The organism is Gordonia sp. CPCC 205515 (assembly GCF_048537925.1).
Taxonomy (GTDB): domain Bacteria; phylum Actinomycetota; class Actinomycetes; order Mycobacteriales; family Mycobacteriaceae; genus Gordonia.
The window spans coordinates 317,634-332,020 of record NZ_JBCLVJ010000008.1; the positions used below are offsets into that span (position 1 = coordinate 317,634).

At 66.7% G+C, this 14,387-nt stretch carries 11 protein-coding genes; 3 read left to right on the forward strand and 8 right to left on the reverse strand.

Annotation, left to right across the window (positions count from 1 at the left end):
• Nucleotides 1-85: 85 nt before the first annotated feature.
• Nucleotides 86-1,816: an FAD-dependent oxidoreductase gene (locus tag AAFP30_RS13430; RefSeq protein ID WP_419230414.1), complete on the forward strand. Its 1,731-nt coding sequence runs from the start codon at nucleotides 86-88 to the stop codon at nucleotides 1,814-1,816.
• Here AAFP30_RS13430 and AAFP30_RS13435 read toward each other — a convergent pair.
• From AAFP30_RS13435 to AAFP30_RS13470, 8 genes are all read right to left on the reverse strand, one after another.
• Nucleotides 1,792-2,916 carry an FAD-dependent oxidoreductase gene (locus AAFP30_RS13435; RefSeq protein ID WP_419230415.1) on the reverse strand — a complete coding sequence of 375 codons (1,125 nt, stop codon included), beginning with the start codon at nucleotides 2,914-2,916 and terminating at the stop codon, nucleotides 1,792-1,794. The two genes, AAFP30_RS13430 and AAFP30_RS13435, sit on opposite strands and share 25 nt — an antisense overlap.
• Entirely contained in the window at nucleotides 2,916-3,779 is an 864-nt protein-coding gene (locus tag AAFP30_RS13440) for a DUF1295 domain-containing protein (protein ID WP_419230416.1), read from the reverse strand. Before AAFP30_RS13440 ends, AAFP30_RS13435 begins: the two co-directional genes overlap by 1 nt.
• A gap of 6 nt (nucleotides 3,780-3,785) precedes the next feature.
• Complete coding sequence (locus tag AAFP30_RS13445) at nucleotides 3,786-4,817, reverse strand: LLM class F420-dependent oxidoreductase (protein ID WP_419230417.1); 1,032 nt, start codon at nucleotides 4,815-4,817, stop codon at nucleotides 3,786-3,788.
• 65 nt (nucleotides 4,818-4,882) lie between these two features.
• Complete coding sequence (locus AAFP30_RS13450) at nucleotides 4,883-5,986, reverse strand: NAD(P)/FAD-dependent oxidoreductase (RefSeq protein WP_419230730.1); 1,104 nt, start codon at nucleotides 5,984-5,986, stop codon at nucleotides 4,883-4,885.
• Nucleotides 5,987-5,993: 7 nt separating this feature from the next.
• Nucleotides 5,994-6,584, reverse strand: coding sequence for a TetR/AcrR family transcriptional regulator (locus tag AAFP30_RS13455; RefSeq protein WP_419230418.1), 591 nt, complete (start codon nucleotides 6,582-6,584; stop codon nucleotides 5,994-5,996).
• On the reverse strand, nucleotides 6,581-9,781 hold the full coding sequence (locus tag AAFP30_RS13460) for a carboxyl transferase domain-containing protein (protein ID WP_419230419.1): 3,201 nt from the start codon (nucleotides 9,779-9,781) through the stop codon (nucleotides 6,581-6,583). The genes AAFP30_RS13455 and AAFP30_RS13460 overlap by 4 nt, the downstream gene beginning before the upstream one ends.
• Entirely contained in the window at nucleotides 9,778-11,376 is a 1,599-nt protein-coding gene (locus AAFP30_RS13465; protein WP_419230420.1) for an AMP-binding protein, read from the reverse strand. Before AAFP30_RS13465 ends, AAFP30_RS13460 begins: the two co-directional genes overlap by 4 nt.
• A 320-nt stretch (nucleotides 11,377-11,696) precedes the next feature.
• Nucleotides 11,697-12,980, reverse strand: coding sequence for a DUF222 domain-containing protein (locus tag AAFP30_RS13470; RefSeq protein ID WP_419230421.1), 1,284 nt, complete (start codon nucleotides 12,978-12,980; stop codon nucleotides 11,697-11,699).
• A gap of 282 nt (nucleotides 12,981-13,262) precedes the next feature.
• On the opposite strand from AAFP30_RS13470, the gene AAFP30_RS13475 reads away from it, so the two are divergent.
• Together AAFP30_RS13475 and AAFP30_RS13480 are read left to right on the forward strand one after the other, a co-directional pair.
• Nucleotides 13,263-13,607: a nitroreductase/quinone reductase family protein gene (locus AAFP30_RS13475; RefSeq protein WP_419230422.1), complete on the forward strand. Its 345-nt coding sequence runs from the start codon at nucleotides 13,263-13,265 to the stop codon at nucleotides 13,605-13,607.
• 9 nt (nucleotides 13,608-13,616) lie between these two features.
• Nucleotides 13,617-14,387: a cyclase family protein gene (locus AAFP30_RS13480; protein WP_419230423.1), complete on the forward strand. Its 771-nt coding sequence runs from the start codon at nucleotides 13,617-13,619 to the stop codon at nucleotides 14,385-14,387.

The following is a 14,387-nucleotide window of genomic DNA, read 5'->3' on the forward strand; positions in this document are numbered from 1 at the left end:
TCCGTTTTGTCCGCCGAAAGAAGCGCTGATTTGTGACGAAAACACAGATCCGGTGCGATCGGTGCCACGGTGCAAGACTGGATCCATGACCATTCCGAACCCGGCGCCGATGCCGCCTGCGGACGTGGCGCCGGCGATCGTCGTCGTTGCCCACGACCACACCGATGTCCTACGTGCGGAGTTCGATCGCTATCGGCACGATTACGATGTGTGCTTCGCGGCGTCGGCCATCGAGGCGATCACACTGCTGGGCCGGCTGCGCGGCGAGAACCAACCGGTGGCACTGATCGTCGCGGAGTCCGAACTGGCCGACATGGGTGTGCTCGAGGCGCTCTCGACCTTCCGTAGCATCGTGCCCACCGCCCGACGCGTCGTGGGAATCGGTTGGGACAACTTCGCCGACCACACGGTCACGCTGCGCCCCGCGCTGCAGAAGGGCAAGTTCGACACCTTTCTGCTCATTCCCCGTGGCCCTCGCGACGAAGAATTCCACTACGCCATCACCGAATTACTCTCCGACTGGGGTGCCACGGTTGCCGCGCCCACGGTGGAGGTGATGCGGATCATCAGTGACGACCTCACCCCGCTGACGATGTCGATCCGCGACCTGCTCGACCGGATGGGCATGCCCTACCGCACCTGTGCACCGGACAGTCCAGAGGGGCGACTCGCAGCCGAGCAGGTCGAGGGGGAGTTTCGCCATCCGATAGTGCACTCGCTCAAAGGATCTGGCCGGGTGATCGTACCCGACGCGGCGCGCGACGTGGCGGTGATGATCTACGGTCGCCCCGACGATGTCGAGGTGGACTCCGTGGTCGATCTTGCCGTCGTCGGAGCCGGACCGGCCGGGCTCGCGGCTGCGGTGTATGCGGCGTCTGAGGGGCTGTCCACCGTGGTGCTGGAGGCCGAAGCCGTTGGTGGACAGGCCGGTACGAGCTCGATGATCCGCAACTACCTCGGTTTCCCGCGCGGGATCTCCGGCATGCGGCTGGCGCAACGCGCCCGTACCCAAGCGATCCGGTTCGGCGCCCGCTTCTTCTCCGGATGGGCCGCCGACGACTTGATCATCGACGACGGTCCGTTCTGCGTCGCCACCGGTGGCGGAGACGTGCGGGCCCGTTCGGTGCTGATCAGCACCGGTGTGGCGTACCGACGGCTCGGTGTGTCCGCTCTGGAAGACCTTGTCGGCCTTGGGGTTTACTACGGGGCGGCGATGAGTGCGGCCCGGGAGATGGAGGGGCAGGACGTCATCGTGGTCGGGGGCGGGAACTCGGCGGGGCAAGCCGCGATTCACCTCGCCCGGTATGCGCGATCGGTCACCATCGCGGTACGACGACCCGACCTGACCGCGACGATGTCGCAGTACCTGATCGGTGAGATCGCCTTCCACCCACGCATCACGGTGCACGGATGCTGCGAGGTCATCGACGGCGGCGGCGACGGTCGCCTGGAGTGGGTCACCCTCTGCGACACCAACACCCGAGTCGAACAGCAGTGTCGCATCGGCGGGTTGTTCCTGCTGCTCGGTGCCCAACCGCACTGCGAGTGGCTACCAGATGTGGTGGCGCGGGACGCCAATGGCTACGTGTGTACCGGCCGCGACGTCCCACGGGAACAGTGGATCGACGACGTCCCACCGCCCAACCTGGCCACGAGCGTCCCCGGCGTGTTCGCCGCCGGCGACATCCGTGGCGGTTCGATGAAGCGGGTTGCGTCGGCGAGTGGTGAGGGCGCCAGCGTCGTACCCCAGGTGCACGCCTGGCTGGAGACTCTGCGGACGACGCCCGACGTTCACCCGCGCCGCACACCCCGATAAATTCCCCACCGCACGATCCCCGGCTGCAACACCGAATCGATCGACCACGCCGGAAACCGGAACGGACGCCCGTTGGGTGCGAACACCTCGAGCCCGTCGTCCTGCACCCCGAGCACTGATCCCCACCGCCGGTGGCGAGGCCGGTACTGGCGCAACGGCTTCCCGGCCATCGACGCGCGGATATTGTGGACGAGAAGCCGGTCGGCCCGATTGCGGGCCGAGTTGCGGAGGGGATCGGTGGCCGCGACGTCGCCGACGGCGAAGATCCGCTCCTCGCCGACGACCCGCAGATCGCTTGTCACCTGGACGAATCCGCGATCATCGAGCAGTTCTGTGGGGAGCCACTCGGTGTTCGGGGCGACCGCGCCGATCGCCCAGATCACGGCGTCGGCCGAGATCGTCGACTGACCGGTCGTCCAGTCGACACTGCCCGCGGTGACCTCGGCGGGTACGCCACGGTCGGGCACCTGCGCGCGGTGGCCCGGGTGTAGGCCGACACCGAGTCGTCGAAGTCGGCGTTCGACGTGCCCCCAGACGCGCGGATGATGATGGGGGAGTGCGCGTTCCCCGGGGAAGTACAGGTCGACGACCTTATCCGGCCAGGTCGCCGCGACGTTGACCGCGGCGCTGACCGCGGCCGGTCCACCGCCGATCACCGCCACGCTCTCACCTTTGGCCAGATCCTGATGCACCGCAACGAGATCAGTGTCCACATCGTCGGGCGATTGCAGGTCCGGACGCCGCCAGAACCCGTTGCGCACCCCGGTCGAGATCACCAGTACGTCATAGGGTTCAGTGATCGCGCCCCCGTCGGCACCGTCGACCAGGACAGTTCGCGCGGCGCGGTCGAGGCCGGTCAGCGTGCCATGGACGACGCGCACCCGGTCGAGGCCGCGGAATCTGTCGAACGGAATCCAGTAGTCTCGCGCCCACGCGTCGGGCCGGGTGATGCGCGTGCCGAGTTCCTGCCCGCTGACGAGTCCCGGCTTGACCGACACCCCGACCACGTCGGCGTGCCGCGCCAGCCCGATAGCCGTGAGAATGCCGGTATCGCCCAGTCCGGCAACGACAACCCGTGGCCGAACAGTATGAGAGCTCATCAGCCGACCCGGGAACGGGGCGGTCGCGGCACGAACCGCGGCACGCGGTCGATCACCGACTGATACTCGGGCCGGCGCTCCAGACTGCGCTGCTCCATCATCGGGATGCTCGCGAACTCGAACATGGCGAGCATCGCCAACGCGCCCACCCACATCCACCACGCGTCCGCCGGCACCGCGGCGACCCCGAAGAGGCACATCGACACCCAGAACCCGAACTCGCCGAAGTAATTCGGGTGCCGCGACCACGCCCACAACCCGCGATCCATCGCCTCGCCCGGCTGCCGATCCCGCGCAAACCGCTGCATCTGCAGGTCCGAAACCGTCTCCAGCCCGATCGCCGCCAGCCCCACCACAAACGCCACCACGACCAGCCAACCCGGTCCCTCGGCGGGCTTCGTGAGCGCCACGTAGACCGGCAGCATGGCCAGGAACACCTGCATCGTCGGGATCAGATGGATGGCGAAAAGGTCGGCCGCCCAGGCCCATCGACCCGCATCGTCGCGGATCATGCCGTACCGCCAGTCCTCGTGATGCAGACCGGGGAAGGTCCGAATCCAGTTGACGGTCAACCGGATCGCCCAGACAAACATGACCACCGCCACGGCCCAACTACGCCAATCAGCAAGACCCAAACCGCCCACGGCCCACCAGTAGCACAGCAACAGCGGCGGGATGACACTCCAATAGGCATCGTAGAAGCTGGAATTCGAGTAGCGACGACTGAAGGCGAAGATCACCAGGGTCGCCAGGACGTCGGCGATCAGGGTGTCCAGCCACAGGTGTCCGGTGTCGGGTCCGAGCAGCAGCCAGGCGAGTCCGACAGCGACCGCGATGACGTAGGCGACGATGATCTTCGACATCGGGCGTCAGATCAGCGTCGCGAGGTTGTTGATCTCCTCGACACTGCCCGGCGACACCAGCATCGTGGTCACCCCGGCCGCCTCCCACACCTTGATCTGCTCGCGCACATGATCGGCATCGCCGACGATCGCCGAATCCTCCACCACCTCATCGGGAATGATCTTGGCGGCCTCGTCCTTACGGTCGCTGCGGAACAAGGCGGTGACCTCGTCGACGACCTCGCCATAACCCATCCGCCGGTAGACCTCGGCGTGGAAGTTGGTGTCCTCGCTGCCCATTCCGCCCATGTACAGCGCCAGGAACGGTTTGATCGCCTCGAATGTCGCGGCACGGTCATCGGTGATGACGATCTGTGCCGTCGCGCAGATCTCGAAGTCCTCGCGGCTACGACGCGCACCCGGGCGGGCAAAGCCCTCGTCGAGCCACTCGTTGTAGGTGTCGGCCATCCGCGGGGTGTAGAACAGCGGCAGCCAGCCGTCGGCGATCTCGGCGGCCAGCGCGATGTTCTTCGGTCCCTCCGCGCCCAGCATGACCGGGATGTCGGCGCGCAGCGGATGGGTGATCGGCTTGAGCGGCTTGCCCAGCCCGGTGGTGCCCTCCCCGGACAGTGGCAGCGGGTAGTGCGGGCCTGCGCTCGTCACGACCGATTCCCGCGCCCACACCTGCCGCATGATGTCGATGTACTCGCGGGTGCGGCCCAGCGGCTTCGCGAACCGCTGACCGTACCAACCCTCGACGACCTGCGGACCCGACACACCGAGGCCGACGATGTGTCGGCCGCCGGACAAGTGGTCGAGGGTCAACGCAGCCATCGCGCACGCGGTGGGTGTGCGCGCCGACAGCTGCAGCACCGACGTACCCAGCCGCACCCGCTCGGTCGCCGAGCCCCACCACGCGAGCGGCGTGTAGGCGTCCGAACCCCAGGCCTCGGCGGTGAAGATGCTGTCGAATCCGGCGGCCTCGGCGGCGGCGACCAGCTCCGCATGGTTCGTCGCCGGCTTCGCACCCCAATACCCCAGCTGTAGACCAAGTTTCATCGCGTTCCTGACACCTTCCCTCGTTACCGGGACCACGTCCCTCTGTCCTCACACTAGAACATGTTCTATTCGCTGAGTAGCCCGTCGACCATCTGGGCCAGCACCAGGCACGACGTCAGACCCGGCGACTCGATGCCGAACAGGTTGATGAGCCCGGCGAAACCGTGGTCCGTCGGCCCCGAGATGACGAAATCGCCCGCCGACTCGCCCGGCCCGGTGACCTTTGGTCGGATGCCGGCGTAGTCGGGATGCAGCGAGTCGTCGGGCAGCTCCGGCCAGTAGCGGCGGATCTCCGAGTAGAAGCTGTCCGCGCGGGCCGGGTCGACGGTGTAGTCGATCTCGTCGAGCCACTCTACGTCCGGCCCGAACCGCGCGGTGCCACCCAGATCGAGCGTCAGATGCACGCCGAGCCCCCCGTCGACCGGCACCGGGTAGATGAGTCGGGAGAACGGCGCGGAACCGGCCGCGAGCGCGTAGTAGTTCCCCTTCGCCAGATGTCGTGGCGGAATCTGCTCGGCCGGAAATCCCTGCAGCCCACGGGCCACCTCCCAGGCGCGCAGCCCGGCACTGTTGATCAGCGTGCGGCAGGCCACCGGACCTGACTCGCCGACCTCGACAACCAGGGTGCCGTCGTCGGCCACCCGGCCGCCGGTGACCGGGTTGCGCAGCGCCACCACCGCACCGGCGTCCTCCGCGTCGCGGCGCAGCGACCGCATGAGTTCGTGGGAGTCGATGATGCCGGTGGAGGGGGACAGCAATGCGCCGACCGCGTGCAGCGCAGGCTCGAGGTCACCGAGTTCGTCGGCGCCGACGAGGCGCAGGTCGGTGACTCCGTTGGCCTGTGCCTTGTCCTGAATCCCGTCCAGTTTCGGCAGCTGATCGGCGGAGGTGGCGACAATCAGCTTGCCGATCCGCCGGTGCGGCACCCCGTGTTCGGCGCAGTAGCGGTACAGCTGTTCGCGTCCGGCGACGCAGGCCCGAGCCTTACGGCTGCCCTGCGGGTAATAGATGCCGGCGTGGATCACCTCCGAGTTGCGTGAACTGGTCTGCGTCCCAACGGCATCCTCGGATTCCAGGACGATCACCTCACGGCCGGAGCGGCTCAGTTCCCGTGCGATGGCGAGGCCGACCACCCCGGCCCCGACCACGACCGCGTCCACCGTCTCCATCGCCATCTCACTCCATCCCGGCCAGCCGCCAGTACGCCTCGACCAACGCCTCGGTGAGTTCAGTCTGCCGGGCGGGGTCGGCGGCCGCCAGATCGGCGAACCGCATCGTCATCCCGGTGACGATCTCGGCCAGCATCGCCGGAGCCACCGGCGGATCGGCGACCCCCGCCGCCACCAGCCGCTCGATGTAGCGGGTGTGCCGCCGGTTCGCGCGGTCGTAGATCTCCTCCTGCAGTGACCGGATCGACGGATCCACCAGCGCCTGATGCGCGATCACCGTGACCATCCCGTGGTGGCGGACATAGGCGTTCAGGCTCTCGGTCAGGGTGCCCCGCAACGTGTCCCGCGGCGAGGTGACATCCGCCCGCTCCTGCAGATCGAGGAGCTCGGCGCGAACTCGTTGCGCAAGAGCACGAAACACCTCGTCCTTCGACGGGTAATACGCGTAGATCGTCGGGCGGGTGACGCCCGCCTCGGCGGCCAGCGCGGCCATCGTCGTACCGGCATACCCGGCACGGCAGAACACGCGTTCGGCGGAATCGAGCAACAGTTCGCGTTTGTCGTCGACCGGCAGGCCGCGGTGGCCGATCGCATTCATCGGGGCGGGATCGTGCCGTGGTTGGTGAGGCAACCGACGATGACGTCGCGGGTCTCGGCGGGATCGATCACCGCGTCGAGCTCGAACACGCTGGCCACGTTGAGTGCTTTGCCGCGTTCGTAATACTGTGCGACGAGTTCGTCGTAGCGCTGCTGCCGCGCGGCCGGATCCTCGATGGCCTCGAGCTGATCGCGGTAGCCGAGCCGCACCGCCCCTTCGAGTCCCATGCCGCCGAACTCGCCGGTCGGCCAGGACACGGTGGCCACCGGCGCGTGCAGGTCGCCGCCGGCCATCGCCATCGCCCCGAGCCCGTACGACTTACGCAGTACCACCATCACCACCGGTACGGCAAGGTTGGCGCCCGCGCGGAACATGTCGCTGAAGCGCCGCACCGTCGCGGTGCGTTCGGCATCCGGTCCGACCATGAATCCCGGGGTGTCACACAGCGATACCATCGGCAACCCTCGGGCGTCGCACATCTGCAGGAAGCGGACGGCCTTGTCGGCGGCGTCCCCGTCGATGGCGCCGCCAAGGTGCTGCGGATTGTTGGCGATGACCCCGACCGGAGTTCCGTCGATGCGTGCCAAGGCCGTGACGATCCCCGCCCCGAAGTCTGCGCGTAGTTCCAGCACCGACCCGGTGTCGAACAGGGCGTCGATCACCGGGCGGATAGCGTAGGCGCGCAATCGATTCTCCGGCACCAGATGTCGCAATTCCCGCTGGTCGACGGTGTCGATCACCGCGTCGTCGGGCGTGGCACCCAGGTAGGAGAGATAGCGGCGGGCGTCGGCGATGGCGGTGGCATCGTCGGCGACGACGCGGTCGACGACGCCGTTGGCCGACTGAACGTCCATCGGTCCGACATCACCCGGGGCGACCCGCCCGAGGCCCCCGCCCTCGATCATCGCCGGGCCGCCCATCCCCAGACTGGAGCCCTCGGTCCCGATGATCACATCGCAACTCCCGGCCAGCGCCGCGTTGCCGGCGAAGCAGTAGCCGGACACGATGGCCACTGTCGGGACCTTGCCGCTCAGTTGGGCCATCAGCCGAAACGTCGTCACGTCGAGTTGCGCGACCGCCGACGTATCGGTGTCGCCGGGGCGACCGCCACCGCCTTCGGCGAAGAGGACCAGCGGAAGATGCTGGCGGTGGGCCAGTTCCAGGAGTCGATCGGTCTTCTTGTGGTTGTGCAGGCCCTGCGTGCCGGCGAGCACCGTGTAGTCGTAGGCCAGCACCGCGACGGGCAGACCGCCGACCCGCCCGGTGCCGGTCAGCAGACCGTCGGCGGGGGTGCGCACGATCAGATCGTCGAGCTCGCGCCGCTGGCGTTGCGCGGCGATGGTCAGCGCGCCGTATTCGACGAAGCTGCCCGGATCGAGCAGAGCCGCAAGCCCTTCACGCGCCGTCATCCGGCCCTGGCCGTGACGCTTGGCCATCACCGTCGGTCGTCCCTCGTCCAGGGTGTTGTGGCGCCGAGTGAGGAGTTCCGCGAGTTCTGGCCGAATCCGATCGAGATCCACCTCGTCGGCGGCATCATCGGCATCGTGATCGGTGTCACTCTCGACGAGGAACAGCAGCGGATCGCCGGGTTCCACCGCATCACCGATATCGACGGCGATCGCTGCCACCGAACCCGTTGTCGGACTGGAGACCACGTGCTCCATCTTCATCGACTCGACGATCAGCACGTCCGAACGCGGACCCACCGTGTCACCCACGGCGACCGGCACGGCCACCACCACACCGCGCAGAGGACTGGGCAGCGGCACCGAGCCGGATGGTCCCTGCGGTGCCGGACGTCGTCGTGTCGCCGTCGAATCCTGCAGTGTCGCAACGATGTCGGCCGGTGCCGCGGCGATCAGCTCCGCCATCCGCGCATCCACGAACCCGGTATCCAGTGTCCCGGACGCGAGTTCCGGACGACGCAGGATCGACTGCAGGACAGCTATGTTCACTGGCACACCGGCGATGTCGAACTCGCCGAGTGCACGGGCAGTATGTTCGGCGACCGCCTCATGATCGGGTCCGGACACAATCACCTTCGCCAGCAACGAGTCGTAGCGCGGCCCGATCTCGTAGCCGACGTAGCCGTGCGTGTCGACACGTACCCCACGACCGGTCGGTGGCGTAAACTGCTCCAGCCGGCCGACACCAGGGGTGAGCTCGCCGTTCGCCGATACCGTCTCGGTGTTGACCCGCGCCTGGATCGCGACCCCGCGCGACGTCGGCGCGTCGGCGATACCCAGGTCGGCCAGCGTGGTGCCGTCGGCGATGCGCAGACCGATGTCGACGAGGTCGAGTCCGGTGACCTCCTCGGTCACAGTGTGCTCCACCTGAATACGGGGATTGACCTCGAGGAACACGAAGTCGTCGCCCGACACGAGGAATTCGACGGTCGCCAATCCCCGGTAGCCGTCGGTGAGTCGTCGCGCCGCGTCGAACAGGCGGTCGCGCACCGTCTCGCCGAGTGCGGGGGCCGGCGCGATCTCGACCAACTTCTGCCGCCGCCGCTGCGCCGAGCAATCCCGATCGCCCAGCGCGGTCACGGTGCTTCCATCGCCGACGATCTGCACCTCGATGTGCCGCGCATTGCCCACCGCGGCTTCGAGATAGACCGACCCGTCACCGAACGCTGCGCTTGCCTCTGACGCACACCGGTCCAGCGCGGGCTCCAGTTCCCCCGCCGAAGTCACCAATCGCATGCCCCGGCCACCGCCCCCGGCGACGGCCTTGACCATCACTGCCGCCTCCGGCCCGAGTTCATCCCAGAACTTCCGTGCTGCAGCGTGATCGGTGGGCGCGGTCGTTGCGGCGCTGACCGGAACACCGAGTGCCGCCGCATGGTCACGAGCAGTCGTCTTGTCGCCGAAGAGTTCCAGGTGCTCCGGTGACGGGCCGACGAAGGTGATGCCTGCGTCCGCGCAGGCACGCGCCAACGCCGGATTCTCCGACAGGAACCCGTATCCCGGGTGAATCATCGTGGCGCCCACGTTCTGGGCGGCCTTGATCACCTGCTCGACGTCGAGATAGGCTGCGGCCCCGGCACCCTCGAGTTGCACCGCCTCGTCGGCACGTGCCACATGAGCGCACGCCGCATCGTCGGCCGGATACACCGCTACGGTCGGAATCCGCATCGTCACCGCCGTGGAGAAAATGCGCACCGCGATCTCCGCGCGATTGGCCACCAACAGTTTCATCGACGTCCCCTCCGTACTGTGATTCCCGCAGCTTCCCGATCCCACACGCCCGGTCCGATCCCGGTGTCGCGCAATCGGTTCTTCTGAATCTTCTGCGTGGGTGTCTTGGGCAGCGCCGCGCTGACCTCGATGTAGCGCGGCACCATGAAGTAGGGGAGTTGCTCGATCAGGAACTCGGTCAGCTCCCGCGGGTCGATCTCGAGTCCGCTGCGCGGCACCACCACCGCCTTGATGTCATCCTCACTCAGCTCCGAGGGAACCGCGACCACCGCACTCTCGAACACCGACTGATGCTGGTTGATCACCCGCTCGACCTCGAAACTCGACACATTCTCGCCGCGACGGCGCAGCGCGTCCTTCATGCGGTCCGAGAAGTAGAATCGGCCGTCCTCATCGCGGCGGAACGCATCGCCGGTGTGCACCCAGCCGTCGACGATCGACTCGGCGGTTTTGTCCGGCAGGTTGTGGTAACCGCGCATGACCAGGCGCGGATCGTCGGGCTTGACCCACAGCTCGCCGACCTCCCCGGGCACGACCTCGCGCCCGTCGTCCATCAATCGAAGAGTGAATTCGTCGCGGGCAAAGCCGCATTCACCACCCAACACGGTCTCCGGAGGTCCGTTCAGCACGGCGCCGATCTCGCTCATCCCGTAGACGGCAGCCAAGTCGATCCCGAAGCGTCGCCGGAAGCCGTCGATGTCGCTGGCCAGCGGCGCCATGATCGCCAGTTCGAGCGGGTTGTCGGCGTCGTCGGACCGCGGTTCGGACTGTTGGAGCAATTCGGCCATCGCGCCGAGCATCACCGTGACGGTGATGCCGTGTTCGCGGACCGTGGACCAGAACCGCGACACCGAGAATCCCGGCTCGATGACGCACGGAACTCGGTGGATGAGCGCCTGATACGCCCCATACCACTGACCGGCGAGGTGAAAAAGGGGGAGTGACACCAGAATGCGGTCGCTGGTGGTCGGTCGGTCCTGGTCTTCCCGCGAGGCGTACGTGTACGCCTGGGCGTGCGGGATCAGCACCCCCTTGGAGAGTCCGGTGGTGCCGGAGGTGTACATGAATGCCATCAGGTCGTCGGCGGCGAGCGGGCGTCGGGCGGCAGGCGAGGCCTCGGTAAGATCTCCAAACGAACTGATCCGTAACCGGTTTCGCAAACTCTCGGCAGATGCTGCATCGCCGCGCACGATCAGGTCGGTCAGTTGCGGCAGGTCGTCGACGACGCTCGCGACGCGGTCGACATAGACGTCGTCACACACCAGGATGCGAGCACCCGAGTCATTGAGGATATGCGAGAGGAACTGCCCCTTGTAGGCAGTGTTGATCGGCACCTCGGCCATCGCGCCGAGCGCGGTTCCGGTCCACGCATGCACCGCGTCCACCGAATTGTCCATCAACAGCGCCACCGGTTCCTGTCGCTGCGCGCCCAGATCGGTCAGTCCCTGCGCGATGGACATCGACCGTTGGTGACTCTGGGCAACCGTGTACGTGCCGTCGGCGCCGATGTGCGCCACCTGATCCGGCACTTCCGTCAGAGCCCGGTCGTACGCATATCGCAGCGTCCGATCCTGCACCGGTGGCAATCCCGTCATCCCAGCCTCCTCGTCCGACGACAAAACCGGACTTTACATGAGTGTCAAATATAGGTCCAGGGTTGAGTGCCGCGGGTGGCTGCCTGCCGGACCGGCGATGGCCCGGCAGGCAACCCGCAGGTGGCCGTTCACGCTATGAAGTTCTCAAAGGTCGTGCGCGGTTCCGATGGATGTCGGATGCGCTGAAATGTGCTGAGCCATACGCTGGTTGAGCCGTCCCGAGCCGCTGGGCGAGGGGCGTGTCGAAACGTTTCGTCACGGTGGACTTCTGCCCACCGCTGGTTGAGTAGCCCCGACGAAGGAGGGGCGTATCGACACCATCATGCGGCGACCCGATCGTCGAGCGTCATGGTGCGCCTGTTGTAGGCGGGCAACGGTTTTCGCGCGGGATCGATCGTGGTCGGTGGGATCAGCCATGGGTGCCGGTCGACGCCCATGACTATCTCCCAATCCGAGGCGTGGATCTGGGCATGACACGAGGCGCACAACAGGCACCCGTTGTCCAAATCGGTTGGGCCACCATGACTCCAGTAGGCGATATGGTGACACTCACCCATCCAGGACGGCGCCCCACACTTGACGCAACAGGTGTCGCGGATCAAGATCGCCTTGCGGAGGTGGTGCGGAAACCGGCGTTTCTTCTCACCCATTTTCAGCGGTACACCTTCTCCGTCAAGGACGATTTCGGTGACTTTGCTGTCGCAGGCCAGCAGTTCAGCGGTCGCCTGGGTCAGCGCGGAGGTCCATTGCAGAGTGGCCGGCGCGGGAGTGTTGGCCGAGACCGTCACGTTCAGATCGGTGTGCGGGGCGGCGACGAACGGGGTCGGGTTATTCGCGGCCGCCTCGAGAACCAGGTTGAGCGCATCGGCGCGCTGCTGCCCTGGGGTACGAGCGTCCTTCGAGCCATCGGGTTGCGGGCGAGGGTCGACCAGCGATTCGATCGCGGTCTGCAGCCTGGTGCCGGTGACGATGTCGAGATCGCCCCGCACCGCGATCCGACCGTCGGAGGTTTCAGTGACGCTGAACTCGTTGATACTGCGGTCCTCGGCCGCCGGCAAGCCACCGGTCTCAGCAGCGAAGGTGTTACCCAGTTCGCGAGCCTTGGTGCTGATCTGTTTCGGCGTCGCCCCCGACATCGCTTGGGCGATCAACTCCACCTCCACCTCGCGACGTTCCTCGTCGCACAACCCGTCCAACGCCCGCCGCGCCACGTGCGCCACCCCGGAAACAATCGCGTCGAGATGCTCGGCCGGAAGGACACCGTCCTCGGCATACCCCGCCAACAGCTGCATCCGCGGCATGCCCAACCCGATCCGCAGGGTCCGCTCGGCCACCGACGGCGCCAACCCCATCGTGATCAACAAGGCTTTGGTCTTGCCGTTGTCCCGCTGCTTGGCCACGCCGAGCCGGTCCATGTGGGCCGCGCACACCGCCAGCTGGTAGCACAAGGCGCTGACCGCAGTGATCATCACCTTCGTCGTCTCAAAGGCCTCCCGGCCGGAGGTGATCCGGCCGAGGTCGAGGTCATAGACCGCGGACAGCAGCGCGCTGACTGCGCTGGTGGTGTTCGGCGGGGCGGTGGGGGTGGCGACTGGTTCGGGCATGCCTCCACTGTACTCGCACACATGTGCGAGTCAATAGAATTACAAGAACTAATTCGACTGTGTACCAAAGCTATTCGACGAAATAGGTCACTAGAACCTCTCAGTTTATCGCGGCACTACGACAAGTTCGGACGGTCGATCGTCGTGGAACCTCCGACCACGACCACGCGTAGTTCTCAACGAGTTGGTCAGCCGTGGCAGCAGAACGCTTACCCAACCTGCGACGTCCAGCACAGATGCCAGGCACCATGGACTCATGCCAACACTCGGAAAGGGGCCTCGATGAAGGTGATCCAGAGCTCCGCCTCGATCATCAACAAAGCGGTGATCCCGTTCCTCGGACTCCCTGGCGTCAAGTCTCTGACGAAGGGCTCGTTCACCGTCCTCCGTTACACCGGTCGCAAGTCGGGCACGCAGATCGAGCTGCCCGTGCAGTACCGGCGAAGCGGCAACACCGTCATCGTCGGCGTGGGAGCAGCCGGTCACAAGACCTGGTGGCGCAACTTCACCGGGGACGGCGCACCGATCGAACTGACGCTGGACGGCACGTGGTGGTCGGGTCACGCCGTCAGCAGTCGCAACGCAAAAGGTCAGGTCCAGGTTCGGATCACTCTCGCCCAGTCATAGGGTGACACCATGACCGCCATCACCACGCTCCTGTCCGGCCTCACCGACGGCTCGGTGACCATCGTCGACCTCACCGCGCCGCTGAGCCCGCAGACCCCGGTGCTGCAACTACCGGAGCCGTTCGCGAATACCATCTCGCTCTCGCTGGAGAAGGTCAGCGACTTCGACGACGACGGACCGTTCTGGGCCTGGAACAACATTCACACCGGCGAGCACACCGGCACCCATCTCGACGCCCCAACCCACTGGGGCACCGGCCGGGACGGCACCTCGGTCGACCAGATCCCACCGGAGCGGCTCATTGGTCCTGCGGTGATCCTCGACTTCACCGAGCAGGTGGCCGGCAGCCCGGATTTCCTTCTGGAACCCGATCACTTCGAGTCCTACGTCGCGGAGAACGGCCCCCTGCCCGAGGGCGCGTGGCTGCTGTTCAAGACGGGGTGGAGTCGCTTCAACACCGACGCCGAGGCCTTCCTCAACGCCGACGAGAACGGACCACACAGTCCGGGTCTGTCAGTCGCGGGCGCGGAATGGCTGGCCCAGTCCGCGATCACCGGATACGGCGTGGAGACCGTCGGCATCGACGCCGGTCAGGCCGGCGGTATGGACCCGGCATTCCCTGCGCACTATCACCTGCTCGGCGCCGACAAGTACGGCCTGACCCAGCTGCAGAACCTCGATGCACTTCCGGCCACCGGCGCGCTGCTGGTGGTGTCCCCGTTGCCGATCGTCGGGGGCACCGGATCGCCCGCCCGCGTCTTCGCCTTCGTCCCGGCCTGA

Coding starts and splice junctions, on each gene's coding strand:
- AAFP30_RS13480 (WP_419230423.1), top strand. CDS start 13,617: ATGACCGCCATCACCACGCTCCTGTCCGGCCTCACCGACGGCTCGGTG.
- AAFP30_RS13440 (WP_419230416.1), bottom strand. CDS start 3,779: ATGTCGAAGATCATCGTCGCCTACGTCATCGCGGTCGCTGTCGGACTC.
- AAFP30_RS13430 (WP_419230414.1), top strand. CDS start 86: ATGACCATTCCGAACCCGGCGCCGATGCCGCCTGCGGACGTGGCGCCG.
- AAFP30_RS13450 (WP_419230730.1), bottom strand. CDS start 5,986: ATGGAGACGGTGGACGCGGTCGTGGTCGGGGCCGGGGTGGTCGGCCTC.
- AAFP30_RS13445 (WP_419230417.1), bottom strand. CDS start 4,817: ATGAAACTTGGTCTACAGCTGGGGTATTGGGGTGCGAAGCCGGCGACG.
- AAFP30_RS13465 (WP_419230420.1), bottom strand. CDS start 11,376: ATGACGGGATTGCCACCGGTGCAGGATCGGACGCTGCGATATGCGTAC.
- AAFP30_RS13470 (WP_419230421.1), bottom strand. CDS start 12,980: ATGCCCGAACCAGTCGCCACCCCCACCGCCCCGCCGAACACCACCAGC.
- AAFP30_RS13460 (WP_419230419.1), bottom strand. CDS start 9,781: ATGAAACTGTTGGTGGCCAATCGCGCGGAGATCGCGGTGCGCATTTTC.
- AAFP30_RS13475 (WP_419230422.1), top strand. CDS start 13,263: ATGAAGGTGATCCAGAGCTCCGCCTCGATCATCAACAAAGCGGTGATC.
- AAFP30_RS13435 (WP_419230415.1), bottom strand. CDS start 2,916: ATGAGCTCTCATACTGTTCGGCCACGGGTTGTCGTTGCCGGACTGGGC.
- AAFP30_RS13455 (WP_419230418.1), bottom strand. CDS start 6,584: ATGAATGCGATCGGCCACCGCGGCCTGCCGGTCGACGACAAACGCGAA.